This window comes from Oceanibaculum nanhaiense (genome assembly GCF_002148795.1).
GTDB lineage: Bacteria > Pseudomonadota > Alphaproteobacteria > Oceanibaculales > Oceanibaculaceae > Oceanibaculum > Oceanibaculum nanhaiense.
In genome coordinates this window covers 90249-115674 of sequence record NZ_MPOB01000007.1, presented here as the reverse complement: position 1 = coordinate 115674, position 25426 = coordinate 90249, and the positions used below count along the sequence as shown (strand labels likewise).

General features: G+C 66.1%; 25 protein-coding genes. 10 read left to right on the top strand and 15 right to left on the bottom strand.

The features are described from left to right. Window positions 1-3: 3 nt before the first annotated feature. The 5 genes from BKM74_RS13810 to BKM74_RS13790 all read left to right on the top strand — a co-directional run bounded on the left by BKM74_RS13810 (window position 4) and on the right by BKM74_RS13790 (window position 4558). Window positions 4-525 carry a TRAP transporter small permease subunit gene (locus BKM74_RS13810; RefSeq protein ID WP_086466291.1) on the top strand — a complete coding sequence of 174 codons (522 nt, stop codon included), beginning with the start codon at window positions 4-6 and terminating at the stop codon, window positions 523-525. A 36-nt stretch (window positions 526-561) separates the two neighbouring features. Continuing rightward, the gene (locus BKM74_RS13805; RefSeq protein WP_086466290.1) at window positions 562-1887 is read left to right on the top strand and encodes a TRAP transporter large permease; all 1326 of its coding nucleotides are present in this window, start codon (window positions 562-564) and stop codon (window positions 1885-1887) included. A 68-nt stretch (window positions 1888-1955) separates the two neighbouring features. Continuing rightward, entirely contained in the window at window positions 1956-2630 is a 675-nt protein-coding gene (locus tag BKM74_RS13800) for a TerC family protein (RefSeq protein ID WP_086466289.1), read from the top strand. Window positions 2631-2744: 114 nt separating this feature from the next. Next, a complete protein-coding gene (locus tag BKM74_RS13795) occupies window positions 2745-4097 on the top strand; it encodes a pentapeptide repeat-containing protein (protein WP_086466288.1) in 1353 nt (450 codons plus the stop codon). After that, window positions 4094-4558, top strand: a complete 465-nt coding sequence (locus BKM74_RS13790; RefSeq protein WP_086466287.1) for an MmcB family DNA repair protein — start codon at window positions 4094-4096, stop codon at window positions 4556-4558. The genes BKM74_RS13795 and BKM74_RS13790 overlap by 4 nt, the downstream gene beginning before the upstream one ends. Window positions 4559-4621: 63 nt before the next feature. Here the strand turns inward: BKM74_RS13790 and rpmB are convergent, their stop codons facing one another. Together rpmB and BKM74_RS13780 are read right to left on the bottom strand one after the other, a co-directional pair. Next, window positions 4622-4915: a 50S ribosomal protein L28 gene (gene rpmB, locus BKM74_RS13785; RefSeq protein WP_086466286.1), complete on the bottom strand. Its 294-nt coding sequence runs from the start codon at window positions 4913-4915 to the stop codon at window positions 4622-4624. 162 nt (window positions 4916-5077) lie between these two features. After that, window positions 5078-5557, bottom strand: coding sequence for an Lrp/AsnC family transcriptional regulator (locus BKM74_RS13780; protein WP_086466285.1), 480 nt, complete (start codon window positions 5555-5557; stop codon window positions 5078-5080). A gap of 122 nt (window positions 5558-5679) precedes the next feature. Between BKM74_RS13780 and BKM74_RS13775 the strand changes: the two genes are divergently transcribed. Together BKM74_RS13775 and BKM74_RS13770 are read left to right on the top strand one after the other, a co-directional pair. Beyond that, the gene (locus tag BKM74_RS13775) at window positions 5680-6324 is read left to right on the top strand and encodes a LysE family translocator (RefSeq protein ID WP_086466284.1); all 645 of its coding nucleotides are present in this window, start codon (window positions 5680-5682) and stop codon (window positions 6322-6324) included. A gap of 4 nt (window positions 6325-6328) precedes the next feature. Then, window positions 6329-6760 (top strand): NUDIX hydrolase, encoded by a 432-nt coding sequence (locus tag BKM74_RS13770; RefSeq protein ID WP_086466283.1) that lies wholly within the window; start codon window positions 6329-6331, stop codon window positions 6758-6760. Between the two features lie 12 nt (window positions 6761-6772). On the opposite strand, the gene BKM74_RS13765 is transcribed toward BKM74_RS13770, so the two are convergent. Next, window positions 6773-7132 (bottom strand): PilZ domain-containing protein, encoded by a 360-nt coding sequence (locus tag BKM74_RS13765; RefSeq protein WP_086466282.1) that lies wholly within the window; start codon window positions 7130-7132, stop codon window positions 6773-6775. Between the two features lie 143 nt (window positions 7133-7275). On the opposite strand from BKM74_RS13765, the gene BKM74_RS13760 reads away from it, so the two are divergent. Then, window positions 7276-7572: a hypothetical protein gene (locus BKM74_RS13760; protein WP_086466281.1), complete on the top strand. Its 297-nt coding sequence runs from the start codon at window positions 7276-7278 to the stop codon at window positions 7570-7572. Window positions 7573-7580: 8 nt separating this feature from the next. Here BKM74_RS13760 and BKM74_RS13755 read toward each other — a convergent pair whose 3' ends face one another. Further along, a complete protein-coding gene (locus BKM74_RS13755; RefSeq protein WP_086466280.1) occupies window positions 7581-7991 on the bottom strand; it encodes a DUF120 domain-containing protein in 411 nt (136 codons plus the stop codon). A 15-nt stretch (window positions 7992-8006) separates the two neighbouring features. Further along, entirely contained in the window at window positions 8007-8543 is a 537-nt protein-coding gene (locus BKM74_RS13750; RefSeq protein WP_086466279.1) for a hypothetical protein, read from the bottom strand. Between the two features lie 205 nt (window positions 8544-8748). Between BKM74_RS13750 and BKM74_RS13745 the strand changes: the two genes are divergently transcribed. Next, entirely contained in the window at window positions 8749-10431 is a 1683-nt protein-coding gene (locus tag BKM74_RS13745) for a formate--tetrahydrofolate ligase (RefSeq protein ID WP_086466278.1), read from the top strand. A gap of 19 nt (window positions 10432-10450) precedes the next feature. On the opposite strand, the gene BKM74_RS13740 is transcribed toward BKM74_RS13745, so the two are convergent. The 3 genes from BKM74_RS13740 to BKM74_RS13730 form a co-directional block, all read right to left on the bottom strand. Beyond that, window positions 10451-11407 carry an acetyl-CoA carboxylase carboxyltransferase subunit alpha gene (locus tag BKM74_RS13740; protein WP_086466277.1) on the bottom strand — a complete coding sequence of 319 codons (957 nt, stop codon included), beginning with the start codon at window positions 11405-11407 and terminating at the stop codon, window positions 10451-10453. Window positions 11408-11489: 82 nt separating this feature from the next. Next, on the bottom strand, window positions 11490-12896 hold the full coding sequence (locus BKM74_RS13735; protein ID WP_086466276.1) for an MATE family efflux transporter: 1407 nt from the start codon (window positions 12894-12896) through the stop codon (window positions 11490-11492). A gap of 270 nt (window positions 12897-13166) precedes the next feature. Beyond that, window positions 13167-13934, bottom strand: a complete 768-nt coding sequence (locus tag BKM74_RS13730; RefSeq protein WP_086466275.1) for an MOSC domain-containing protein — start codon at window positions 13932-13934, stop codon at window positions 13167-13169. Between the two features lie 210 nt (window positions 13935-14144). On the opposite strand from BKM74_RS13730, the gene clpB reads away from it, so the two are divergent. Next, entirely contained in the window at window positions 14145-16742 is a 2598-nt protein-coding gene (gene clpB / locus BKM74_RS13725; protein ID WP_086466274.1) for an ATP-dependent chaperone ClpB, read from the top strand. Window positions 16743-16819: 77 nt separating this feature from the next. On the opposite strand, the gene BKM74_RS13720 is transcribed toward clpB, so the two are convergent. The 7 genes from BKM74_RS13720 to BKM74_RS13690 all read right to left on the bottom strand — a co-directional run bounded on the left by BKM74_RS13720 (window position 16820) and on the right by BKM74_RS13690 (window position 25222). Continuing rightward, window positions 16820-17746 (bottom strand): DUF4167 domain-containing protein, encoded by a 927-nt coding sequence (locus BKM74_RS13720; protein ID WP_086466273.1) that lies wholly within the window; start codon window positions 17744-17746, stop codon window positions 16820-16822. Window positions 17747-17975: 229 nt separating this feature from the next. Beyond that, window positions 17976-18860, bottom strand: a complete 885-nt coding sequence (gene prmC / locus BKM74_RS13715; protein WP_086466272.1) for a peptide chain release factor N(5)-glutamine methyltransferase — start codon at window positions 18858-18860, stop codon at window positions 17976-17978. Continuing rightward, window positions 18857-19933 (bottom strand): peptide chain release factor 1, encoded by a 1077-nt coding sequence (prfA, locus tag BKM74_RS13710; protein WP_086466271.1) that lies wholly within the window; start codon window positions 19931-19933, stop codon window positions 18857-18859. Before prfA ends, prmC begins: the two co-directional genes overlap by 4 nt. Window positions 19934-19937: 4 nt before the next feature. Then, complete coding sequence (gene hemA, locus BKM74_RS13705) at window positions 19938-21242, bottom strand: glutamyl-tRNA reductase (RefSeq protein WP_086466347.1); 1305 nt, start codon at window positions 21240-21242, stop codon at window positions 19938-19940. Between the two features lie 15 nt (window positions 21243-21257). Then, window positions 21258-22502 (bottom strand): histidine--tRNA ligase, encoded by a 1245-nt coding sequence (gene hisS, locus BKM74_RS13700; RefSeq protein WP_086466270.1) that lies wholly within the window; start codon window positions 22500-22502, stop codon window positions 21258-21260. 30 nt (window positions 22503-22532) lie between these two features. Further along, window positions 22533-23663 (bottom strand): flavodoxin-dependent (E)-4-hydroxy-3-methylbut-2-enyl-diphosphate synthase, encoded by a 1131-nt coding sequence (gene ispG, locus BKM74_RS13695; RefSeq protein WP_086466269.1) that lies wholly within the window; start codon window positions 23661-23663, stop codon window positions 22533-22535. 125 nt (window positions 23664-23788) lie between these two features. Further along, window positions 23789-25222: a RodZ domain-containing protein gene (locus BKM74_RS13690; RefSeq protein ID WP_176342540.1), complete on the bottom strand. Its 1434-nt coding sequence runs from the start codon at window positions 25220-25222 to the stop codon at window positions 23789-23791. Between the last annotated feature and the right edge of the window lie 204 nt (window positions 25223-25426).

Genomic DNA, 25426 nt, shown 5'->3' with positions numbered 1-25426 from the left:
CCCATGACCGCACAGCAAAAACAAACGCTGGCGAAACTGGCCGGGCGGCTCGACCTCGTGGTCGAGCTGTTCGGCCGCCTCGCCGCCTGGATCAGCATCGCCTTGGTGCTGCTGGTCGCCGGCAATGTGCTGGTGCGCTATTTCCTGCACACCGGTGCGATCTGGCTGCAGGAGCTGGAGTGGCACCTGATCGCGCCGATCGCGCTGTTCGGCATGTCCTACGCCCTGCTGAACGGCGAGCCGCTGCGTGTCGATGGGCTGTACCAGCGCTTTCCCGCGCGCCTGCGCCTTGCCATCGACATCGTCTCCGGCCTTGCGATGGCGGTGATCGCCGCCCTGCTGGTGAAGCTGTCGATCCCCTTCGTGCTGCAATCCTACAATATGGGCGAAGGCTCACCGAACCCGGATGGCATCCCCCACCGCTTCCTGCTGAAGGGGCTGATCCCGCTGGGCTTCGCCGTGCTGTGCCTGCAGGCACTGGCGGAAACGCTGAAAGCTGTCCTCAGGCTCACCCCCTCCCGCTGACCCCCTTCTCCCCTGATCTACCTTTCAAGGGCCACCATGTCCCCGAACGAGATCCTGGCGATCCTGACGGTCGTCTCCTTTTTCACCCTGCTGATGGTGGGCGTGCCGGTCGCGGTCGGGCTCGCCGTCTCCGGCTTTGTGTTCGGCTATATCGGCTTCGGCCCGCTGCTGTTCAATCTGCTGCCGGCGCGCATCTTCGGCGTGGTCTCGAACTACACGCTGCTGGCCATCCCGCTCTTCGTCTTCATGGGGGTGATGCTGGAAAAATCGAAGCTGGCGGAGGAACTGCTGGACGTTGTCGGCCATCTCTCCGGCTCGATGCGCGGCGGCATGGGCATCGCCATCGTGTTGGTCGGCGTGCTGATGGGGGCCTCCACCGGCATTGTTGGTGCGACCATCGTGACGCTGGGCCTGCTGACCCTGCCGGCGCTGCTCCGGCGCGGCTACGACAAGGGGCTGGCCTGCGGCACGATCTGCGCCTCGGGCACGCTGGGGCAGATCATTCCGCCCAGCCTGATCCTGCTGCTGCTGGCCGATATATTGGGCGAATCGGTCGGCACCATGTTCGCCGCCGCCGTGTTCCCCGGCCTGATCCTGGCAGGGCTCTATGTGCTCTATATCCTCGCCACCGCCTATTTCCGGCCTGCCCACGCCCCGGCAATCTCCGCCGAGGAGCGCGCGGCAATGCCACGCCGGCAGCTCTACGCCAAGCTGTTCAAGGTGGTGCTGCCGCCGCTGTTGCTGGTGGTCGCCGTGCTGGGGGCGATCATCGGCGGCGTCGCCGCACCGACCGAGGCGGCCTCGATGGGGGCGCTGGGGGCGATCATCGTCTGCGCCGTCTCCGGCAAGCTGAACTACGCGCTGCTGCGCGATGCGGCACGGTCCAGCCTGTCGATTTCCGGCATGGTGTTCCTGATCCTGATCCTGTCGCAGGTGTTCGGCCTGGCGTTTCGCGGGCTGGGCGGCGAGAAGCTGGTCGAGCACATGTTCGACTGGGCGCCCGGCGGCGTGACCGGCAGCCTGATCTTCCTGATGCTGCTGCTGTTCGTGCTGGGCTGCTTCCTGGAATGGATCGAGATCAGCTACATCGCGGTGCCGCTGTTCCTGCCCTATTTCATCGCGCAGGACGTGAATCTGGTGTGGCTGGGCACGCTGATCTGCGTGAATTTGCAGACCAGCTTCCTGACGCCGCCCTTCGGCTGGGCACTGTTCTTCCTGAAAGGCGTCGCCCCGCCCGGCGTGACCACCGGCGACATCTATCGCGGCGTGGTGCCCTTCGTGCTGCTGCAGATGATCGGCATTGCCATCGTTTTCCTGATGCCGCAGACCGCGACCTGGCTGCCCGCGGCGATCGGTTGGTAGCGCCCCACTTGTAGAGAAGGGGCCGGCATGCGATGTAAGGGCCTCCCGCCGCTTAGAGACCCCTTCCCATGCTGGGCTTCGACTGGCTGACGCCGGACCTGTTGAGCGCCTTCTTCCAGGTGCTGATGATCGATATCGTGCTGGCCGGCGACAATGCCATCGTCGTTGGCCTCGCCGCGGCTGGCCTGCCGAAAGACCAGCGCGTGAAGGTCATCATGCTGGGCATCGCGGCGGCGACCGTGCTGCGTATCGTCTTCGCGCTGATGACCACCCAGCTGATGCAGGTGATCGGGCTGCTGTTCGCCGGCGGCATCCTGCTGCTGTGGGTGTCCTGGAAGATGTGGCGCGAGCTGCGCGCCGGCCACGCGGCCGAGGTGGCCGCCGCCAATGCGGCGCTGGACAGCGCCGATGGCAGTTCCCAGGACCCGGCGAGCAAAACCGCCCCGGAACTGCCGCGCAAGAGTTTCGCCCAGGCCGCCCTGCAGATCGTGCTGGCCGACGTCTCGATGTCGCTGGACAATGTGCTGGCGGTCGCGGGGGCGGCGCGCGAACACCCGGAAGTGCTGGTGATCGGCCTGATCCTGTCGGTTGCCTTCATGGGGCTGGCCGCCAGCCTGATCGCCAATCTGCTGAACCGCTATCGCTGGATCGCCTATGTCGGCCTCGTCATCATCCTCTATGTGGCGCTGGCGATGATCTATGAGGGCGGGATGCAGATCATGGCGGCGGCCCAAACCCTCTAGACCCAGACCCTCTAGACCCAGACCCTGTAGGCCCTAACCCTGTAGGCTGAGGCGCCTCGACAAAGCCACAGAAGCGCGCCAGTCTGGCTTCATGAAAGTTCGCCTGGAACGCGCATGAAGACGACACCATCAGCGGACAATGATGGCGGCTTCGAGTGGAAGCGGCTGACCCAGCAGGAGCTCGACCGCGCGCTCGACCTGCATGAGCAGTTCATCGGCGGCCGCATGGGTGGACAGCGCGCAAACTTCCTGCTGCATGACCTGTCCTATCTGGATTTCTCGGAGCGCGATATGTCCAACGCCGACCTGTCGGGCGCGCGGCTGCACCATGCCGTTCTGGAGGGCGTCAATCTGCGCGCGGCCTGCCTGTTCGGCGCCGACCTGACACAGGCCAATCTGCGCGGCGCCAACCTCACCCGCACCGATCTGCGCGGCGTACATCTGCGCGGCGCCGACCTGACCGATGCCATGATGGTCGAATGCGACCTGCGCGACGGGCTGCTGATGCGCCCCGACAAGAAGGGCAATCTGGTCGGCATCGGCCAGCATGCGCGCACCACCGATGTCGGTTCTGCGATCATGGCGCGCGCCGACCTGTCGAACGCCAAGATGTCGAATGCCTTCATCGTGCAGACCGACCTGACCGACTGCATCCTGCGCAATGTGAAGCTGGTGCGCGCCGACCTCAGCAACTCCAACCTCACCGGCTCGAACCTGGAAGGGGCCGACCTGACGGAGGCGACCTTCGACGGCGCCATCCTGCATGGCGCGATCCTGATTGGCGCCATCCTGAGCGAGACATCCTTCGCCGGTGCGGATCTGGCCGGGGCCGTGTTCGGCACCGTCGATTACGGCGCCGCCAATTTCCAGAACGCGCTGAAGCCGGTGCATTTCGATACGCTGGACATTACGCTGCAAACCCTGGTCCGCCAGCATTTCGACTGGATCCGCACCGCCGGCAAGAAGGGCAAGCGCGCCAACCTGACGCGGGTCGATCTCAGCGGCATGAAGCTGGCGGAGCTGAACTTCTCCGCCGGCGCCTTCGAATTCGCGGTGCTCGCCAATACCGACCTGCAGAAATGCGAGCTGCTGATGGCCGATATGGGGTTCGCCGATTTGCGCGGCGCCGACCTGTCGCGCTCCGATCTGCGCGGGGTCAATCTGAAGCGCGCCAACCTGACCGGCGCCCGGCTGGTCGCCGCCAAGATGAACCCGGTGCCGATCTTCGGCGCGGTGACCCAGTTCTGGACCAGCCAGCTGGAGCACGCGAAATTCATCGAGGCTGATCTGTCCGGCATCGACATGCGCAAGGCCGTCGCCCGCAACGCCAGCTTCGTGAAGGCGGTGCTGCGCAATGCCGATCTGTCGGGGGCCGACCTGCAGGACGCCGATTTCACCGACGCCGATCTGCGCGGCGCCAATCTCGAAGAATGCGACCTGCGGGGTGCCAAGGGGATCCGGCAATGAGCGACCTGGCGGCCAGCCCCTACCCGCCCCTTGCCAGCCCTCTCCTTGCCGGCGACATCGTGCGCGGCACCTGCCGGCTGCTGGCCGCCCACGGCTATGGCACGCTGACGGAAGTAACACTGCGCACCGGCCGCCGGGTCGATGTAATGGCGCTGGCGCCGGATGGCGGTATTGCCGTGGTCGAGGTGAAATCCTCGGTGCAGGATTTCCGCAGCGACCGCAAATGGCGGGACTATCTCGACTTCTGCGACCGGTTCTTCTTCGCCGTGGGTGAAGGCTTCCCGCACGACATCCTGCCCGGCGAGCCCGGACTGATCGTCGCCGACCGCTTCGGCGCGGCAATCCTGCGCGATGCGCCCGAGACGCGCCTGGCGCCGGCGCGCCGCAAGGCGCTGACCCTGAAATTCGCGCTGCTGGGCAGCCAGCGCCTGACCCGGATGCGCGACCCGGAAGCCTGCTGAGCCCCAAAAGCAAAAGGCCCGCTGCAAGAGCGGGCCTTCGCATCTCTCTGGAAGCGGCGCTTATCAGGCGGCCTGCTTCTTCTCCATCGCCTTCACCACGCGGCGCTTCAGCTGACGCGCCTCGGTGGTCAGCGCGGTCGCGCGGGCGTTCAGCAGATAGGCGTCGATGCCGCCATTCTTCTCGATGGTGCGGATCGCGTTGGTGCTGAGGCGCACACGCACCATGCCAAGCACATCGGACAGCAGCGAGGTTTCCTGCAGGTTCGGCAGGAACCGGCGGCGGGTCTTGTTATTGGCGTGGCTGACGTTGTTGCCGACCAGCACGCCCTTGCCGGTGATCGTGCAGCGTTTCGCCATATCTCGTCTCCGAATTCCTAAGGCAGGGCAAGCCCTGACGGTTGATCGGGCTTCCGCCCCACAAATAGCGTTCCGAGCCGGTGATCCGGCGCGGGGAGCGCGGTTTGTAGCCGTTCCCGCCAGCCCCGTCAAGTCGTCCGCGCTGGATTCTTTAACGCGGCCTCAAGGTTCGATGCGCACGCTGGGCCCGGACAACAGCATCTTGCTCTTTACCGGCGAGGACAGCACGATGGAGCTGCTGGTCTGGCCGAAGGTGCGCAGCTGGGCGATCACCGCCTCCAGATGCGCCGGGGAAGACACCAGCACCTTGAACAGGAAGCAGTCCATGCCGGTGACATGGTGGCATTCGATGACTTCGCTGAGATTGCGGGCCATCGCGGCGACACGGGCATACTGATCGCCGTTCAACCGCAGATGGATGAAGGCCAGGGTCGGAAAGCCCAGACGCGTCGGGTCGATGGTCGCGCGATAGCCGGCGACGATGCCCATATCCTCCATGCGGCGCACGCGTTCGGCCACGGCGGGTGAGGATAAACCCACGCGGCGTCCCAGCTCGCTGAAGGATAAACGGGCATCTTCCTGCAAAGCACGCAGGAGTTGCCACCCAACCTTGTCTAGAACACTTTCCGAATCGAAAGCCATATTATCTGGGGAGTTTGGTTTTAAGGATATTTTTTTTACTTTACTTTCCATCCACAGTTTCATCAACATTTTCCACAGCCACCGCGAAAACAATCAGCCGGCAGCACCCGATCGGACCCTCAATGGATCTGCTTTTCTTCTACAAGGCACTGGCTGTCGGCTTCGCGATCGCCGCTCCCGTTGGCCCGATTGGCGCACTGTGTATCCAGCGCACGCTGAAGCGCGGCCTGCCGGCGGGGCTTGCCGTCGGGCTGGGCGCCGCGCTCGCGGATGGCACCTATGGCGCCATCGCCGCCTTCGGGCTGGTGTCGGTGATGGATTTCTTCGTGCTCTGGCAGGATGTGCTGAAAATCGGCGGCGGCGTCTTCCTGATCCTGCTCGGCGTGAAGGCCTTCCTGATCTATCCCGATACCGGGCCGGCGCCGAAGCGCCCCGGCCTCCCCTTCCTTTCTCCCGGCGGGAAGCTGGGGCTGGCGGGCGAGGTTGCCACGACCTACGCGCTGACCCTCACCAACCCGATGACCATCCTGTCCTTCATCGCGATCTTCGCCGGGCTGGGGCTGATGCATGCCGGCGGCGAGACCGGCCAGTCGGTCGCCCTGGCGGTCGGGGTGTTTGTCGGCTCCGCCCTGTGGTGGGTGCTGCTGTCCGGTGTCGTGACGGCAATCCGCGGGCGGATACCGGACACGGCGCTGCCCTGGATCAACCGCTTCGCCGGCGCGCTGCTGATCGGCTTCGGCGCCGCCGCCATCACCAGCCAGGGCTGAACCGATGGCCGGGCCTGTCTTTCCGGTATCGATCAAGGGGGTGATCCTGCATCGCGGGCAGGTCATCCTGCTGCGCAACGAGCGCGCGGAATGGGAATTGCCGGGCGGCAGGCTGGAACCAGGCGAGCAGCCGGAAGCCTGCCTGCATCGGGAAATCTTCGAGGAATTGTATCTTGATGTCGCGGTGGGGGCGCTGCTGGATTGCTGGACCTACCGCATCGCGCAGGTGGATCGGCCAGAACCGATTGGAGAAGTGGTGATCGTCAGCTATGCCTGCCGGCTAAAGCACGATCTGGGGGCGCTCAGCTTCAGCGATGAGCACCTCGATGTCGGATTATTTTCGGTCGATGATCTGTCCGGGGATGCCTTATCCGGCCTCGCCCTGCCGGAAGGCTATCGCCGCGCCATCGCGAGGGCGGCCGCAGGCGGCCTCTGATCGGCGAAGCTGTTAATTCTCGTCGCCGACGAGTTCGCGCTGATGCGTGAAATATTTGATGATCTGCTTCTTCAGCCCCGGATTCATGCTGTAGAAGAAGGCGCCGACCATGCCGTCAGGCTGCACGCGTGCCACCACCGCCTCGACCGGAAAGTCGATATCGACCGCCTCGTCCTTCACGCACAGCCGCAGATAGATTTTCTGCTTCGGCACGACCAGATCGCACGGGCCGAAGAACAGGCCGGTGAGGCTCCAGTTCTTCAGGGCAAAGCGATGGCCATCGAGTTCCACGAAACAGTCGCCAACCGGCTCGACGCGCGGGGCGATCCGGCGATCATCGACCGTGAGCATTTGCTTCAGTTTCGCGAACATGACCCTATCTTGCCTTTCCGTGGCCCAACGTCTCAAATGTTCGCCACGAAACAATTAAACACGGTTAAGCTGAATCAATCGTTAACGCCGCAAAATATTGAGAACGCGGCCTTATTATCTCCGCCGGGGAAGGATTTCCGATCATGGCCGAAGCGAATCTGCTGCACGATCTGGGGGCGATGATCGGTGCGGCACTGGCCTGGGTCGCCGACACGGTGCTGGGTGCCCTGAACACGCTGCGCACGGTGCTGGCGGATTTCTTCGACGGCGTTGCCGCCGGTTCCGGCATGGGTGACGCCACGCTGTTCGCCTGGGTGCTGATGGGGCTGGGGGCGCTGTTCTTCGTCGGCGCGCTGCAGGCCTTCATCGCGGCCCGGATTGTCGGCGGCATCTTCCAGCTTGTCATCGGCGCCGCCCTGATCGGCTGGGCGATAACCTGACGGCGCTGCTATCTGAAACTATCGACCAGGCGGAAATCCAGGCGGGCGCCATCGGCCAGCCCCAAAGTGTCGCGCAGCCGCACCTCGCAGGCGATCTCCACCTGATTCGCCGGATAGGCCGGCTCGTCGCCGCGCAGCACCAGCCCGCGATAACGCTCGGCGATCAGCGCCCGTCCGATCGACAACCCCTTGCGGCCGGGCACATGGTCCGACCAGATGACGCCGCCCAGATCGGCCTCCGTCACATAGAAGGGCAGGACCCCGGCAAATGGCAGATCGAGCAGCAGGTTCAGCGTGCCAGGCACCATGGCGATGCCGCCGCCCAGCGCCTGCAATCCCTGCTGTACCTGGGGCAGCGCCATGCGCTCGCTGGCGAAACCGCGCCCTGACGCGACGCGGCCGAGATGGGCCGGCCCCATGCCCATCGTCTCCGGTCAGTCGAACAGGCGGTCGATATCGTCCTGGCTGACGCCCTGGCCCTTCAATTGCGGGCCATTCAACAGGGCTTTGTCGCCCTCGCGCACATCCTCGCCGATCTCCTTGGACAGGCGCGCCAGCTCGTCCTTGCCCCACAGGCTGACCATGGTGTTCAGCTTCTCGTCGATGAATTTCAGCGAGGTCACGACCTTGGAGACGCGCTGTCCGGTGATGTCCTGGAAGGTGCAGGCCTCGAACACCGCGCCGATGCGGTCGCCAATGGCATCCAGCTTCGCGGTCATCGGCTTGTTGTCCGGTGCCATGGCGCGGATATCCTGGGCGATGGCGTCGATCTCCTCGACGCTTTCCAGGATCGTGTTGGTCGCATCCTCGGTCGCCGCAACAATGGCGTCCAGTTCCTGCGACATGCTGTTGAACCGGTCCGAATCCTCGCCCGGCTTGCGAATCGCGGCAAGCTCGTTCCGGATCTTCTGAGTGAAGGCGAAAAGCTTCAGGATTTCGGGCTTCAGGTCGTTCGAATTATTGCCGGACATTGTCGCTCCCCACAGGCGGCGCACGCCGGCCGCATCGCACTAGACTAAATTCGCTTGGCTTAAGCAAAGGTTAACAAGGCCTTGCTGGACGAAAGCCAGCAACATTCGCCATAGTGGCCGCCGATATTCAGAAAACCCTTCCGACAGAATGCCAGCGTCAGATCGCCGCGGCCACCGGGAAAACAAAAACAGGGGGAGACCACAGGTGTCGAGCAGCCCGAAATCCGATATCGAGATTGCCCGCGAAGCCCGGCTGAAGCCCATCGAGGACATTGCCGCGCGCCTGGCGATCCCGGCCGACAAGCTGTACCGGTACGGGCCGACCAAGGCGAAGATCGACCTGGCCTATATCGCCTCCCTCAAGGACCGGCCGGACGGCCGGCTGATCCTGGTAACGGCGATGAGCCCGACGCCCGCCGGCGAGGGCAAGACCACCACCACGGTGGGTCTCGGTGACGGGCTGAACCGGATCGGCCGGAAGACGATGATCTGCCTGCGCGAGCCCAGCCTCGGCCCGTGCTTCGGCATGAAGGGCGGGGCCGCCGGCGGCGGTCACGCCCAGGTCGTGCCGATGGAAGATATCAACCTGCATTTCACCGGCGATTTCCACGCCATCGCGGCGGCGAACAATCTGCTGGCCGCGCTGATCGACAATCACATCCATTGGGGCAACAAAATCGGCATCGACACCCGCCGCGTCACCTGGCGCCGGGTGCTGGACATGAACGACCGGGCGCTGCGCCAGATCGTCAGCTCGCTGGGCGGCCCCGCCAACGGCTATCCGCGCGAGGACGGGTTCGACATCGTCGTAGCGTCGGAGGTGATGGCGATCTTCTGCCTGGCGACGGACCTGGAAGACCTGACCGCGCGGCTGGGCCGCATTGTCGTCGGCTACACAAGCGAACGCCGGCCGGTGCGCGCGGCGGAGCTGATGGCCGCCGGCCCGATGGCGGCGCTGCTGCGCGATGCGCTGATGCCCAATCTGGTGCAGACGCTGGAGAACAACCCGGCCCTGGTGCATGGCGGCCCGTTCGCCAACATCGCGCATGGCTGCAATTCGGTCATCGCCACCAAGGCAGCGCTGAAAATGGCCGATTACGTGGTCACTGAGGCCGGCTTCGGCGCCGATCTGGGGGCGGAGAAATTCTTCGACATCAAATGCCGCAAGGCCGGGCTGGCGCCGGACGCCGCCGTCATCGTCGCCACCATCCGCGCGCTGAAGATGCATGGCGGCGTGGCCAAGGCCGATCTGGGGCAGGAGAATGTCGCCGCCGTCGAGGCCGGCCTCGCCAATCTTGGCCGGCATATCGCCAATGTGCGGAAATATGGCGTCCCGCTGGTGGTTGGCATCAATGCCTTCACCGGCGATACCGGGGCGGAAACGGCGGCGGTGCTGGAATATTGCCGGGCGCAGGGCGTCGATTGCTTCCTGAACCGGCACTGGGCCGAGGGTGGTGCGGGCATCGAGGCGATGGCCGCGCGCGTGGCCGAACTGGCGGATAGCGGCCAGTCCAACTTCAAGACCCTCTATCCTGACGAGATGCGGCTGGCGGAAAAAGTGCGTACCGTTGCCCGGTCGATCTACGGCGCCGAGGACATCGCCTTCGACGCCACCGTCGCCCGCCGTTTCGAGCAGATGGAGGCGGACGGCTTCGGGCATTTCCCGGTCTGCATCGCCAAGACGCAATACAGCTTCTCAACCGACGCCACAGCGCGCGGCGCGCCCGCCGGCCATATCGTGCCGGTGCGCGAGGTCCGGCTGTCGGCAGGCGCCGAATTCGTGGTGGCGATCTGCGGCGACATCATGACGATGCCCGGCCTGCCGCGCGTGCCGGCGGCCAATTCGATCTATGTGAACCAGAAGGGCGAAATCGAGGGGCTGTTCTAACACAGCCCCTCAAAGCCGATCAGGACAGGCCGATCTTGCCCATGGCGAGGAATTTCTCACGGCGCTTCGCCTTGAGGTCCTTGCCATTCTGCGGCAGCAGAATCTTCAGCGCCTTCTCGATGGAATCGCCGAGCGCCGTCAGCGCCTCGTCAGGGCGGCGGTGCGCGCCGCCCACCGGCTCCTGCACGATTTCGTCGATCACATCCAGCTTGTACAGATCCTGCGCGGTCAGCCGCAGCGCCTCGGCGGCGACCTGCGACTGATCGGCGCTGCGCCACAGGATCGAGGCACAGCCTTCCGGCGAGATCACCGAATAGACCGAGTGTTCGAACATGATGATGTGATCGGCGGCGGCCAGCGCGATGGCGCCGCCGGAACCGCCCTCGCCGACGATGCAGGCGATCACCGGCACCTTGACGGCGAGGCAGGCCTCGATGGAGCGCGCGATGGCCTCGGCCTGGCCGCGCTCTTCCGCGCCGACGCCGGGGTAAGCGCCCGCCGTGTCGATGAAGGTCACGATCGGCAGGCCGAACCGGTCGGCCAGCTCGATCAGCCGGCGGGCCTTGCGGTAGCCCTCGGGCTTGGCCATGCCGAAATTGTAGCGCACGCGCTCTTCGGTGGTCGAACCCTTCTCCATCCCCATGACGACGACGGAATGGCCGCGGAACCGGCCCAGCCCGCCCGGCAGCGCGGAATCCTCGCCGAAGTTGCGGTCGCCCGCCAGCGGCGTGAATTCCTCGATCAGATGCGAGATGATGTTCCTGAAGCGCGGCCGGTCCTGATGGCGCGCCACCTGCACCTTCTGCCAGGGCGTGAGCTTCTGATAGGTGGTCAGCAGCAGACGCTCGACCTTGCCTTCCAGCCGCGCCACTTCCTCGGCAATGTTGATCTCACTGCCGCCGGACAGATGCCGAAGCTCCTCGATCTTGCCTTCGACCTCGGCAATCGGCTTCTCGAAATCCAGAAAACTGCGCATGCGTCCCCAGTGACCTGTTCAGTCGCGAAGTCGGCGGCACCATACCGGCGCCGCCGCCTCGGCACAAGTCAGGGGTTTTCGCCTAAACCCGCGTGCGGGCAAGAAAGCGCAGGATGAGCGCCACCGCCACGCTGGCAAGCCCGATGACGAAACCCAGCCACACGCCATAGACGCCGCCCCAGCCCGGCGCGATCTCGACCCAGTAGCCCAGGATCACCGCGCCGGTGAAGCCCAGCCCCCAATAGCCGGCAATCGCATAGGCCATCGGCACGGCGGTATCGCGCAGACCGCGCAACGCCCCCAGCGCGATGGTCTGGGTGGCGTCGAACAGCTGGAACCAGGCGGCGATCAGCAGCAGCCGCACCGCGATCTCGATGACCGGCAGATTTTTCGGATCGTGATGATCGAGGAACAGCCCGGCGATGAAGTCGCCCGCCAGCCAGAGGCCCAGCGCCGCAGCGACCGCATAGCCCAGCCCCAGCGACAGCGAGATCACCCCGGCACGGCGCACGCCGGGCCGGTTCTCCGCCCCTGCCGCCAGCCCGACACGGATCGTCGTCGCCTGCGACAGCCCATAGGGCACCATGAAGCTGAGCGCCGCGCATTGCAGGGCGATGGCGTGCGCCGCCAGCGCCTGGATGCTGATCGCGCCGATCAGGAAGCTGGCCGCCGAGAACAGCCCGACCTCCGCCAGGTTGGTCAGGCCGCTGGGCACGCCGATGCGGAAAATGGTGGCAAAGCGCGGCCAGTCCGGCCGCCACCAACGCGCCAGGATGCGATAGCGCCGCAGCCGCCGGTTCGTCAGGCAATAGGCCAGCAGGACCGAGAACATGGCGACGTTCACCAGCACGGAGCTGATCGCCGCCCCCACCAGCTCCAGCCTCGGAAAGCCGAAATTGCCGAACATGAAGGTGTAATTGCCGAGAATGTTCAGGAAGAAGCCGGTGGTGGAGCTGATGAGCACCAGATGCGCCTTGCCGTGCGAGGCCAGCAGGATGCGCAGCGGAATCAGCCACAGCACGAAGGGAATGGCGATCATCGATACATGCAGATAGCGTTCCGCCTCGGCCACCGCCTCCGGCTTCTGACCCAGCAGCGCCATGATCGGCGCCGAGAACAGCAGCAGGAAGAAATAGGGCACGGACAGCGCGGCACCGGCCCAGAAGCCCTGGCGCACGCTGCGCCGGACATTGCGGAACTGCCGCGCCCCCAGCGCCTGCGAGATCAGCGGCGCAACCGCCGCCAGAATCCCCATGCCCAGGAAGAACAGCGGAAACATATAGTTGGTCGCCAGCGTGCCGGCGGCCAGCATCTCCGGCCCCAGCCAGCCGGTCATCACAACATCGGTTGTGTTGATCGCCATCTGGGCGAGCTGCGCCAGAATCAGCGGCAGCGCCAGTTTCAGGGTGGCGCGGGTTTCGTCCCAGTTGGGCCGGCCGCTTTCGGCGGGCGGACGCGTGTCTCTCAGCAGACTGGCAGCGACGGACATCTCTTGTTCCTCCGCCGAGGGGCCGGAAGACGAGGGCGCTGGATTTTGGAGGCAAGAAGCCTGGCGATTAAGAAAAAGCGCGCCTTCGTCAGGGTCCGGCGCGCTCGGCTGTTCTTATATCAGCGTTGAATTATGGCGCGCGGCGGGCGGACTCGTCCCGGGAGTCCTCTTTGACTGCCGAGAACGGGACGGTCACAAGCCTGATGAAGGTGCGCTTTGCCATAATGATCCTGTCCTACCCGCCCCTCGCTGCCGGGTCAAGCAGGGAAGTCAGGAAACCGCCAGCGCGTCCCCGACCCGCACGGTGCCGGGTTCCGTCACCTGCAGATAGACACCCATGTCGAGATGGCCAAAGCCGCGGCGCAGCGCCAGCGGCAGATTGGCGTCGCGCTCCGCCGTCGCCGGATTCACATTGGTCGCCGCACAGCGGCCGATGCGCTTGTAGAGCCGGAACTCCACCCCGCCCAGCCGGATTTTCGTGTCCCCGGTCCAGCCGAATTCCGCCCAGGCCGGCAAGCCCTCGATATAGAGATTGCCGCGAAACCGGATCGGATCGACCGGATGGCCGGTCACCCTCTCCAGATCGTGGATGCTGGCGAGGTTGATGAGCGACAGCTTGCCTTCGCGCGAATCGGTGAAGGCATCCTCCTTCGCCTCGATCAGCCGGAGCGCGCCGCGAACCTCGCCTGCCAGATAGGCGCGCAGGAAATCCTCGACGATGGTGCGACCGAGCGGCGTACTGATATCGGCGCGTGCCACCTGCCTGCCGTCGCGCTTCAACGTCAGAAAGCCGGTTTCCGCATCGAAGCCGGCCTCGATGCCGGCCAGCTTGGCGCAGTTCACCAGCGTGACGAAATTCGCCTTGGGTGCCCACCCGCCATCCGGCGGCAGGTCGGTGGTCGAGCCATGGGCGATGGCGAAACGCCGGTCATGCGGCATCGCCATTCCCACGGAAAGCGCCACCGAATCGAGCTCATTCGCGCTCATCCCCTTCACGGGGTAGCGGCACAGGCGGGTAAGGGTCGGCGAATCGGACATGCGTCACTCTCTAAACCTATAGGCTGACCTGTCAACGCGCGATTCCAGTCGCTTATTCGCGCGCCTGCCTCTTGTGTGACACAAAGGACACGCCATCTCTAGCAAAGAGCATGGATCCGGTTCCGAAGCGGCCGCCGCCAGGCGGGGCCGCACTCTCGGAAATGGCCTGAGGGGCAGGCGGATCGATGTGTCGCAACAGGAGACAATCGCATGGATATCGAGAAATTCACCGAACGGTCGAAGGGCTTTCTGCAGTCTGCCCAGACCATGGCGCTGACGCGCGGCCATCAGAGGCTGATGCCGGAACACCTGCTGAAGGTGCTGCTGGACGATTCCGAAGGGCTGGCCGCCAACCTCATCCGCGCCTCGGGCGGCGATCCCGCCAAGGCGCTGTCAACCGTCGATGCGGCGCTGGAAAAGCTGCCGCGTGTCGAGGGCAGCGGTGCCGGCCAGGTCTATCTCTCGCCGGAACTGGCGCGCATCCTCGATCAGGCGACCAAGATCGCCGAGAAGGCGGGCGACAAGTTCGTCACCGCCGAGCGGCTGTTGCTGGCGCTCGCCCTGGCCGAGGGCAGCGATGCCGGCAAGGCGCTGAAGGAGGCCGGCCTCACCCCGCAGAAGCTGAACGAGGCGATCAACGATGTCCGCAAGGGCCGCACCGCCGACACCGCGTCGGCCGAGCAGGGCTATGACGCGCTGAAGCGCTATGCCCGCGACCTGACGGCCGCCGCCCGCGAGGGCAAGATCGACCCGGTGATCGGCCGCGACGAGGAAATCCGCCGCACCATCCAGGTGCTGTCACGCCGCACCAAGAACAATCCCGTGCTGATCGGCGAGCCCGGCGTCGGCAAGACCGCCATCGTCGAGGGGCTGGCCCAGCGCATCGTCAATGGCGACGTGCCGGAGACGCTGAAGAACCGCCGGCTGCTGTCGCTCGACCTGGGGTCGCTGATCGCCGGCGCCAAGTTCCGCGGCGAGTTCGAGGAGCGACTGAAAGCGGTGTTGAGCGAAATCTCGGCGGCGGCCGGCGAGATCATCCTGTTCATCGACGAGATGCACACGCTGGTGGGTGCCGGCAAGGCGGATGGCGCGATGGACGCCTCCAACATGCTGAAGCCGGCCCTGGCACGCGGCGAGCTGCATTGCGTCGGTGCCACGACACTGGACGAGTACCGCAAGCATGTGGAAAAGGACGCCGCCCTGGCGCGGCGCTTCCAGCCGGTGTTCGTGTCCGAACCCTCGGTGCCGGAGACCATCTCCATCCTGCGCGGGTTGAAGGAGAAGTACGAGCTGCATCACGGCGTGCGCATCACCGACAGCGCCATCGTCGCGGCGGCACAGCTCTCCAACCGCTATATCACCGACCGCTTCCTGCCCGACAAGGCCATCGATCTGGTGGACGAGGCCGGCAGCCGGCTGCGCATGCAGGTCGATTCCAAGCCGGAGGAAATCGACGAGCTGGACCGCAAGATCATCCAGCTGAAGATCGAGCGCGAAGCGCTGAAGAAGGAGACCGATTCCGCCTCGCGCGACCGGCTGGAGAAGCTGGAGGTGGAGCTGTCCGAACTGGAGAGCGAGAGCGCCGACCTGACCGCGCAGTGGCAGAGCGAGAAGGAAAGCCTGTCGGCCGGCCAGAAGCTGAAGGAACAGCTGGACCAGGCCCGCACCGAGCTGGAGATCGCACAGCGACGCGGCGAACTGCAGCGCGCCGGCGAGCTGATGTATGGCGTGATCCCGGAGCTGGAGCGCAAGCTGAAGGGTGCGGAGGATGATGACAGCCATCACATGCTGAAGGAGGAAGTGACGGCAGAGGAGATCGCGCAGATCGTCTCGCGCTGGACCGGCATCCCCGTCGACAAGATGATGGAAGGCGAGCGCGAGAAGCTGCTGACCATGGAAGGCAAGCTGCGCCAGCGCGTGATCGGCCAGGATCCGGCCGTCATCGCCGTCTCCAACGCCATCCGCCGCGCCCGCGCCGGGCTGCAGGACCCGAACCGGCCGATCGGTTCCTTCCTGTTCCTCGGCCCCACGGGTGTGGGCAAGACCGAGCTGACCAAGGCACTGGCCGAGTTCCTGTTCGACGACGAGCAGGCGATGGTGCGCATCGACATGTCGGAATATATGGAAAAGCACGCCGTCAGCCGGCTGATTGGTGCGCCTCCCGGCTATGTCGGCTATGAGGAAGGCGGGGCGCTGACCGAGGCGGTACGCCGCCGGCCTTACCAGGTGATCCTGTTCGACGAGGTCGAGAAGGCGCACCCCGACGTGTTCAACGTGCTGCTGCAGGTGCTGGACGATGGCCGCCTGACCGATGGCCAGGGCCGCACGGTCGACTTCCGCAACACGCTGATCATCATGACCTCGAATCTGGGGTCGGAGATGATGGCGGGCGATTCCAGCGGTGCCGAAGTGGAAAGCATGCGGGCCGCTGTGATGGAGGTGGTGCGTGCCGCCTTCCGTCCGGAATTCCTGAACCGGCTGGACGATATCCTGCTGTTCCACCGGCTGACGCGGGAGAACATGACCGGCATCGTCGAGGTGCAGCTGGGCCGGCTCTACGCGCTGCTGGAAGACCGCAACATCGCGCTGGAGCTGTCCGACGCCGCCAAGATCTGGTTGGGCGATGCCGGCTACGATCCGGTCTATGGCGCAAGGCCGCTGAAGCGGGTGATCCAGCGCGAGCTGCAGAATCCGCTGGCGACCATGATCCTGGAAGGCTCGATCCATGATGGCGACCGGGTGAAGGTCGATGTCGAGGACGGCGTGCTGGCGATCAACGGCAAACGGATCGTCGAACAGGCCGCCTGACGCTATCCATACCCGCGCAAAGCAAAACCCCCGGGAGCGATCCCGGGGGTTTTTTTGTACCGTTACAGCATGGCCAGTCAGGCTGCGCCGCTTTCCTCTTCCACCGGCAGGGTGCCCTGCTCGGCATCGGCACTCCGGGAGCGCGGGGCGCGGCGGCGGCGCACCGGGGCCGCCTGCGGCTCTGCCGTCTCAACAGCCTCCGGCGCGGCAGCGGCTTCCGCCGGTGCCGCGTCGGCATCGCGCGGCCGGCGCGGGCGGCGCAACGGACCGCGCCGCGGCGCCGTATCCTCATCGCCCTCGCCCTGCGCGCTGCTGGTGCTGGCCGGCGACCCGCCACCCAGGCCCATCATGCGCTGCAGCCCGTCGGCATCATCTTCGTCCCGGGACTCGTTCCGGCGCTCGTCACGCGGCGGACGCGGACGGCGCTCGCCCTGAGGTGCGGCCTGGCGACGCTCGGAACGGTCGGAGCGATCAGACCTGTCCGAACGGTCGGACCTGTCCGAGCGGTCGGAACGGTCATCGGACTCGTCCTCGGCCTCGCCATGCCGGTTCAGCATGACGACCTGGCCGTCACCATCCTCGTCTGACTCGTCGCTGGCATCGCCATCGCCGGTCTGCCGGTCGTCGCGGCCCCGTTCGTCGCGCCCGCGATCGTCACGGTTACGGTCACCGCGCTGCTCGAAGGAGCGCTCGCCGCCCTGATTGCGGTTGCCATTATGGCGCTGCTGGTTCTCGTCATACTCCGCCTGCGCGGCCTCTTCGGCCTGGATAATGCGCAGATAATGCTCGGCATGCTGCAGCAGGTTTTCGGCGCGGACGCGATCGCTCGACGCCGACGCGTCGCGCGCCAGCGCCATGTATTTCTCGTGAACCTGATAGGCGGTTCCCCGGATACGGACCTCGGGACCATTGCTGTCATACGTATGGTTCCGGGGCGACGAATGCGGCTTGCGTCCGCCGTTGCCGCGCCCGCGGGAGCGCTTCTGATGAGGACCTTGTCTCATGGCACCATTCTACACGTTGTAATGGGCATCACACGCCGGGCCGGCAGCACGAAAGGTGCGTCTCAACAGGACGAACCACCGATATTCGGGAGAGCTTGGCTTGGCGTTTTTCAACGCTGGGCCGCCGGGCGTTCAGCCGCGTTCAACCTAGTCGCTAATTCCGCCCTGTCCAACATTTTTTTACGTTTTGGCCGGCAAATTTGTCAGGACCGTTTACCGGCAGGCGGCGTTAACCACTTCCGGGAACCAGTTCCAGGCACCGCGCGATCCCGGCCAGATCGGCATGCAGTGCCCGCTGTATCAGCCCGCACTGCTGCGCCAGCGCCGCGACATCCGCTGCCTGACCCTGCCCCAGTTCCAGAAACGCATGTCCCTGCGCTGCCAGCAACCGCGCCACATCGGGCAGCAGCCGGCGATAGGCATCCAGCCCGTCCGCACCGCCGGCCAGCGCCAGCAGCGGGTCATGCCGTGCCACTTCCGGCGCCAGCGCCGGCACCACAGCCGCCTCGATATAAGGCGGGTTGGACAGGATGATGTCGAACGGCTCCCCCACCCCCTGGCCCCCAAGACCCTGGCCCCCAAGACCCTGGCCCCAGTCGCCCAGCCGGATTTCCGCCCGGCCGGCAAGGCCCAGATCAACAGCATTGGCACTGGCCGTCGCCACCGCGTCCTCCGCCTTGTCGATGCCAAGCCCGGTAGCATTCGGATATTCCGACAGCACCGCCAGCAGCAGACAGCCGGTGCCGGTGCCGAAATCCAGCACGCGCAAGGGCGCCGTCCGGTCCGGGAAGGCCTTCAGCACCGCCTCCACCAGCGTCTCGCTGTCCGGCCTGGGGTCCAGCGTCGCCGGCGACAGCCGGAAGGTGAGCCCCCAGAATTCACGCCGCCCCAGGATACGCGAGACCGGCACACGCGCCGCGCGCGCCGCCACGAAACCGGCAAAGCGGTCAGCGGCCGCGGGCGGGACATTGGTCTGCGGCTCCAGGATCAGCCGGTGCGCCTCCACCCCCAGCGCCTCGGCCAGCAGCAGGCGGGCATCGCGCCGTGCCTCTTCCACCCCGGCGGCCTCCAGCTGCACGGCGGCATCGCGCAGCAGAGCGACGGCAGGCGTCACGTCAGTTCCGCCAGCATCTCCGCCTGATCCTCGGCGGTCAGCGCGTCGATCACCTCGTCCAGCGCCTCGCCCAGCATGACTTTCTCGATCTTGTGCAGGGTCAGGCCGATGCGGTGATCGGTGACGCGCCCTTGCGGGAAATTATAGGTCCGGATGCGCTCCGACCGGTCGCCGGAGCCGACCTGGCTCTTGCGCGCGGCGGAGCGTTCGGCGTCCAGCTTGCCGCGTTCCAGATCGTACAGTCGGGACAGCAAGATCCGCATCGCCTTCTGCTTGTTGCGCAGCTGCGATTTCTCGTCCTGCTGGATAACAACCAGCCCGGTTGGCAGATGGGTGATGCGCACCGCGCTGTCGGTGGTGTTCACCGACTGGCCGCCCGGCCCGCTGGCCCGAAACACGTCGATGCGCAGATCCTTGTCCTCGACATTCACGTCCACTTCCTCGGCTTCCGGCAGCACGGCGACGGTGGCGGCGGAGGTGTGGATGCGGCCCTGATTCTCGGTTGCCGGCACGCGCTGAACGCGATGCACGCCGGATTCATATTTCAGCCGGGCAAAGACATTGGCGCCGGTGATGGTGGCAATGCCTTCCTTCATACCGCCGACATCATTCTCCGAGACTTCCATCACCTCGAAGCGCCAGCCATGCAGCACGGCATAACGGCGGTACATCTCGAACAGTTCGGCGGCGAAAAGCCCGGCCTCGTCGCCGCCGGTGCCGGCGCGGACTTCCAGGATGGCGTTCTTCGCATCTGCCTCATCTTTCGGCAGCAGGGCGATCTTCACCGCCTGCTCCAGCTTCGTCAGGCGATCCTCCAGGACGGACAGCTCGTCCTCGGCCATCGACTTCATTTCCGCATCGGTCGCCGGATCGGCCAGCATCTGGACCAGCCCGTCGCGCTCCGCCTCGCCGGCACGCAGGGCGTTGATGCTTTCGACCACGGCCTCCAGGTCGGAATATTCCTTCGACATGCGCGCGAAGCGCTGGGCATCCATCGGCCCGCCCGACGACAACATCGCCCGCAGCTCGTCATGCCGGGCAACCACGCGGTTCAGTTTGTGATTCAGGTCCACCGACCTACTCCTCATACTTCGTATCGTCAGGCGTATCGTCAGCCGGCACATCCAGAAACAGCCGCCGCAACAGCGCTTCGGCCGCCACCTGTTCTTCTGCCGCCCCTGGTCCCGTCACGGCCATCCGGCGCAATTCCGCCATCGGCCGATGCAGCAGCCGGTTCACCAGCAACTGGGTCGCGCGCTCCAGCGCCGGCCGCGCCGGATCGTCCGGCGGCAGTTCCGCCAGCACCGCCTGGCGTGCCGCCTCGAATCCCGCACGCAGCGCCACCAGCGTCGGCACCGCCTCACGCTCGGCCTGGCGTTGCCGGAAGCCAGCCAGCTCCGTCTCCAGGATCGCCCAGGCAGCACCGGCTGCCGTCTCGCGTTCGGCGCGGCCTTGCAGCGCCACCTGCTCCAATTCGTCCAGATCGTACAGAAAGGCGTCTTCCAGCCGGTTTACCGCCGGCTCGATGTCGCCCGGCACCGCCAGATCGACCAGGAAGACCGGCCGCCGCCGGCGACGGCGCAGCGCGCCCTCCACCATGTCGGCGCTCAGCATATAGCGCCCTTCGCCCTGGCACGCCACGACGATATCGGCCTCGGCCAGGCGATCCGGCAACTCCTCCAGCAGCGCGTAATGGCTACCAAGCCGGCGCGCCAGCGCCTCCGCCCGGCGCGCGGTGCGGGCAATCACCGTCGCTCCGCCCAGCCCGGAGGCCAGCAGCTGCTGCATCAGGAACTCGCCCATGTCGCCGGCGCCGATCAACAGCGCCCGGCAGCGCGACAGATCGCCCTGCACATCGCGGGCAAGCTGGCAGGCGGCAGCCGCCAGCGACACCGGGCGCTGGCCGATGGCGGTCTCATTGCGCACGCGCTTGGCCGCCTGATAGGCCGCCTGCAGGATCGGTTCGAGATGCGGGCCGACCCGGCCGGCATCGCGCGCCAGCCGGTGCGCCGCCTTCACCTGGCCCAGCACCTGCGGCTCGCCGATTACCTCGCTGTCGAGCGAAGCGGCGACCGCGAAGGCATGGCGCAGCGCCGCCTCGCCGGTTTCCAGAAAGCGCTGCGGCAACAGCGCGCGCGGCTCCATCCCGGCGTTTTCCGCCAGCAGGGCGAAGGCTGCCGCTCCCCCGTCTGGCGTGTCCCCGGCACCCCAGATTTCCACCCGGTCGCAGGTGCACAGCACCATCGCCTCGGCCATGCCGGCCGCGCACAGCCGATCGAGCAGCGCCGGCACAGCCTCATCCTCGACATAGAGACGGTCGCGCAGCTCCGCCGGTCCGGTCCGGCGATTGACGCCGACGACGGTAAAAATGCTGGCGGTCATGGCGCCGCGCACATGCTAACGCAAGCTGGTGAGGCGATCCGCGAGCAGCTCCAGGGGAACCTCCACCTGCTCGCCGCTGTCGAGATCGCGCAGCGTCGCGACCTGACGGGCAAGCTCGCTCTCGCCGAGCAGAATTGCCGCACGGGCGTTCAGCTTGTTGGCGCGTTTCATGCGCTTGCCGACATTGCCGCCATAGCCCATCTCCACCGCATGGCCGGCGCGGCGCAGCCGGTCGGCCAGGGCCAGCGCCGCCGGCTCCTCCGCCGCACTCACCGGGATGATGGCGACAGGACGCGGCGCTTGCGGGGTTTCCGTCAGCAGCAGGGCGAGACGCTCGATGCCGGCGGCCCAGCCGATGCCCGGCGTCTCCGGCCCGCCCATCATACCGACCAACCCGTCATAACGCCCGCCGGCCATCACCGTGCCCTGCGCGCCCAGCGCCTCGGTCACGAACTCGAAGGCGGTGTGGGTATAATAGTCGAGGCCGCGCACCAGCCGGGGGTTGACGGTATAGGGGATGCCCAGCGCCTCCAAACCCGCTTTCACCGCGCCGAAGAAATCCTGCGAGGCCTGGTTCAGATAATCGGCGAAGACCGGCGCATCGGCGATCAGCGCGCGGTCGCCTTCATCCTTCGAATCGAGGATGCGCAGCGGGTTGCGGTGCAGCCTCTCCTGGCTGTCCTTCGACAGCCTGTCGAGATGATCCTGGAAATAGGCGACCAGCACCTTGCGGTAGGCATCGCGGCTTTCCGGATCGCCCAGCGTGTTCAGTTCCAGATGCGTATGCTCCCACACACCCAGCCCTTCGAGGATATGCTGGCCCAGCGCCAGCACCTCGATATCGGCCTGCGGCCCCGGCACGCCCAGCAGCTCCACGCCGATCTGGTGGAACTGGCGCAGCCGCCCCTTCTGCGGCCGCTCATAGCGGAACATCGGCCCGGCATAGAAATATTTCAGCGGCAGATGCTGCGACAGACCGTTGGAGATCAGCGCGCGGGCCACGCCAGCGGTGTTTTCCGGGCGCAGCGTCACCTGCTCCCCGCCCTTGTCGGTGAAGGTGTACATTTCCTTCGTCACGATGTCCGAGGTGTCGCCCAGCGTGCGCTGGAACACTTCCGTGAACTCGAAGATCGGCGTGGCGATGGGCGCGAAGCCATACAGCGACGCGGTCTCGCGGGCGATATCGATGACGCGGGCGTGCCGGCGGAAATCGTCCGGCAACAGATCGTGGGTGCCGCGGGCCGGCTGCAGGGAAGCCACGCTGTTCAGTCTCCTGGAACGGGAAAATCTCTATTCGGCGGCGGTCGGCTGTGCCGGTTGCTGGCCGGCGGCGTCGATCTCCGCCGCCTTCTTCTCAATCAGCGAGACCAGATGGTCAACGATATTCGCGTCTTTCAACCGGTGATCGGGCAGGCCGTTCACATAGACCTGATGGGTGCCGTTGCCGCCGCCGGTGAAGCCGATATCGGTCTCGCGCGCCTCGCCCGGCCCGTTCACCACGCAGCCGATCACCGAAACGGTCATCGGCGTGGTGATATGGGCCAGCCGCTCCTCCAGCACTTCGACGGTCTTGATGACCTGGAATTGCTGGCGCGCGCAGGACGGACAGGAAATCACCGTGACGCCGCGCCGGCGCAGCCCCAGCGACTTCAGAATATCGTAACCGACCTTCACCTCCTCGACCGGATCGGCCGAGAGCGACACGCGGATCGTGTCGCCGATGCCGGCCCACAGCAGGCTGCCGAGGCCGATGGAGGATTTGATGGTGCCGGCGCGCAGGCCGCCGGCCTCGGTCACGCCCAGATGCAGCGGATAGTCGCAGGCATCGGCCAGCCCCTGATAGGCGGCGACGGCGAGGAACACGTCGGACGCCTTCACGCTGATCTTGAATTCGAAGAAATCATTGTCTTCCAGGATGCGGGCATGATCGAGCGCGCTTTCCACCATCGCCTCGGGGCAGGGCTCGCCATATTTATCCAGCAAATGCTTTTCCAGGCTACCGGCATTCACGCCGATGCGCATGGAGCAGCCATGATCCTTCGCCGCCTGCACCACCTCGCGCACCCGCGCGGCGGAGCCGATATTGCCGGGATTGATGCGCAGGCAGGCCGCGCCGGCCTTCGCCGCCTCAATGGCGCGCTTATAGTGGAAATGGATATCGGCGACGATCGGTACCGGCGACTGGCGCACGATCTCCGCCAGTGCCGCCGTGGACTCCTCGTCCGGGCAGGAGACGCGTACGATATCGGCCCCCGCCTCGGCGGCGGCCTGCACCTGGGCGACCGTCGCCGCCACATCGGGCGTCAGCGTGTTGGTCATGGTCTGCACGCTGATCGGCGAATCGCCGCCGACCGGCACGGAGCCGACATGGATCAGCCGCGACTTGCGGCGCTGGATATCACGATAAGGGCGAACGCTCATGCGTCGTCTCTCCCGTCCCGGGCGGTTGGGTGAAACCAGTGCTTAAGCTGCGCGTTCCGGCGCCGCGGATCAAGAGGCCGAAGGATGAAAAGGCGGAAGTCGCCAGCGCCTTATTGCCGAACGCCCTATTGCCGCGCGCTGGCCCCCGCCAGCAGCGACTTCGGATCGAGCGCCACATCGCGCCGGACAGCGCCCAGCGGCCCCAGCGTCGGCGCCGGCTGGCCATCGACCAGGATCTCCAGCGCGCCGGCATTGCCAGTCAGCAGGGTGAGGCCGCTGCGATTCGGCACGCGGTAGCTGTCGCCCTTGCGCAGGATGCGGGTGACCAGCGCATTGTCGCCATCGCGAATCTGCAGCCAGACCTCGTCGGTCGCGTTCAGCACGATGCGCGGCCCGACCGTCGGGCCAGCTTCCGGCGCAGCGCTGGCGCCAGCGGAGGCAGCCGGCAGGCTGGCGAGCGTTTGGGGCGCTGAAGTCTGGGATGCTGAAGTCTGGGATGGTTCAGGAGCGGCAGCCGGCGCCTGAGTCGCAGAGTTCTGGGTCGCGGAGTTCTGGGCCGTGACAGGCGCAGGCACGCGCTCCTCGCTGGCGGCCGGTTCGCGGGCAGCCAGGGCCGGGCCGGAATTCGTCGGCGTGCCGGAAATGCTGGAGGGCTCGGGCGTGCTCTCCTCCTCGCTGGCAGGCGCGCCGGCCGGCGCGCTGACTGTCGGGGCTGCTGGGGCGGCCGGGGCAAGAGACGGCGCGGCGACGATATCGGTCGCGGCCTGCGGCACCGGTTGCGGCACGGCCTGCGGGGCAGCCAGAGGGGTGGCCTGCGGGGTAGCCTGCGGGGTAGCCTGCGACGGCACCGGGTCCGCCGCTCGCGGCGGCACTGGTGCCACCGTCGCGGCAGGCGCTGTAACAGCGGGCCCCGTCAGAGCAGGGGTCGGCAATGTTGCGGTGGCGGGAGCAGGCAGTGGCGGTTCTTCGTCGCGGGCAGTCGCCGCGACAGCTTGGCGGGCCGACGGCTCTTCCGTCGCGACCGGTTCCGTCGCGACCGGTTCCGCCGCACGACCGCCTTCCAGCAGGGCGACCAGCCGTTCAGGGACTGCCGGCACCAGTTCCGCCACGCCTTTTTCCGTGACCGAAACATAATACCAGCCGCCATAGGCCAGCAGCGCGACCAGCACCGAGACGAACAGGATGGCCCCGCCGGGAATCCGGCCTTCGGGCGGCGGCGAGGGGAAGACCAGTTCCGTGCGGCCCTTCAGGGCCGTGGTCTCGGCCTTGAATTCATTGACCAGCCGGGCGGCGTCCAGCCCCAGCAATTCGGCATAGGCGCGCACGAAGCCGATCGCATAAGTACGGCCCGGCAGCGCGTCATAGCGCTCCGCCTCGATGGCTTCGAGGTAGTTTTTCCGGACCCGCAGATAACCGGCCACATCGGCAATCGAATAGCCGGCACCCTCCCTGGCCTGGGCCAACCGGAGCCCGACGCCGTTCGGCGTCTCCGCCGATTTGGCCGCACCGGACACTTCCTCAATCTCCAGGAAATTCAGACGGTTCTTGCTTTTCAGCACATCGCCCTCAACGCTTACGCCTTCCCCACCCATCGCCTTCCTCACCGCCGCCGGTTCGGGATTCACCGGCGAAACAAGACTTTGACAGCGCGCCACTGCGCCGCGCTGTCCGGGCAGTCAAAACGCCAAATCACGCGTCCTGCCCAGAGGAAGACGTAGCACCTTGCGACTCAGTCTCTAGCGCAAAGCACGTCGTAACGAGAA

Bases quoted from the DNA above. Each gene is read 5' to 3' on its own strand.
- BKM74_RS13790 (WP_086466287.1), top strand. From the start codon at position 4,094: ATGAGCGACCTGGCGGCCAGCCCCTACCCGCCCCTTGCCAGCCCTCTC.
- ispG (WP_086466269.1), bottom strand. From the start codon at position 23,663: ATGAGCGTTCGCCCTTATCGTGATATCCAGCGCCGCAAGTCGCGGCTG.
- clpB (WP_086466274.1), top strand. From the start codon at position 14,145: ATGGATATCGAGAAATTCACCGAACGGTCGAAGGGCTTTCTGCAGTCT.
- BKM74_RS13795 (WP_086466288.1), top strand. From the start codon at position 2,745: ATGAAGACGACACCATCAGCGGACAATGATGGCGGCTTCGAGTGGAAG.
- BKM74_RS13765 (WP_086466282.1), bottom strand. From the start codon at position 7,132: ATGTTCGCGAAACTGAAGCAAATGCTCACGGTCGATGATCGCCGGATC.
- BKM74_RS13760 (WP_086466281.1), top strand. From the start codon at position 7,276: ATGGCCGAAGCGAATCTGCTGCACGATCTGGGGGCGATGATCGGTGCG.
- BKM74_RS13735 (WP_086466276.1), bottom strand. From the start codon at position 12,896: ATGTCCGTCGCTGCCAGTCTGCTGAGAGACACGCGTCCGCCCGCCGAA.
- rpmB (WP_086466286.1), bottom strand. From the start codon at position 4,915: ATGGCGAAACGCTGCACGATCACCGGCAAGGGCGTGCTGGTCGGCAAC.
- BKM74_RS13720 (WP_086466273.1), bottom strand. From the start codon at position 17,746: ATGAGACAAGGTCCTCATCAGAAGCGCTCCCGCGGGCGCGGCAACGGC.
- BKM74_RS13805 (WP_086466290.1), top strand. From the start codon at position 562: ATGTCCCCGAACGAGATCCTGGCGATCCTGACGGTCGTCTCCTTTTTC.
- hemA (WP_086466347.1), bottom strand. From the start codon at position 21,242: ATGACCGCCAGCATTTTTACCGTCGTCGGCGTCAATCGCCGGACCGGA.
- BKM74_RS13750 (WP_086466279.1), bottom strand. From the start codon at position 8,543: ATGTCCGGCAATAATTCGAACGACCTGAAGCCCGAAATCCTGAAGCTT.
- BKM74_RS13810 (WP_086466291.1), top strand. From the start codon at position 4: ATGACCGCACAGCAAAAACAAACGCTGGCGAAACTGGCCGGGCGGCTC.
- BKM74_RS13800 (WP_086466289.1), top strand. From the start codon at position 1,956: ATGCTGGGCTTCGACTGGCTGACGCCGGACCTGTTGAGCGCCTTCTTC.
- BKM74_RS13755 (WP_086466280.1), bottom strand. From the start codon at position 7,991: ATGGGGCCGGCCCATCTCGGCCGCGTCGCGTCAGGGCGCGGTTTCGCC.
- BKM74_RS13770 (WP_086466283.1), top strand. From the start codon at position 6,329: ATGGCCGGGCCTGTCTTTCCGGTATCGATCAAGGGGGTGATCCTGCAT.
- BKM74_RS13740 (WP_086466277.1), bottom strand. From the start codon at position 11,407: ATGCGCAGTTTTCTGGATTTCGAGAAGCCGATTGCCGAGGTCGAAGGC.
- BKM74_RS13730 (WP_086466275.1), bottom strand. From the start codon at position 13,934: ATGTCCGATTCGCCGACCCTTACCCGCCTGTGCCGCTACCCCGTGAAG.
- BKM74_RS13775 (WP_086466284.1), top strand. From the start codon at position 5,680: ATGGATCTGCTTTTCTTCTACAAGGCACTGGCTGTCGGCTTCGCGATC.
- BKM74_RS13780 (WP_086466285.1), bottom strand. From the start codon at position 5,557: ATGGCTTTCGATTCGGAAAGTGTTCTAGACAAGGTTGGGTGGCAACTC.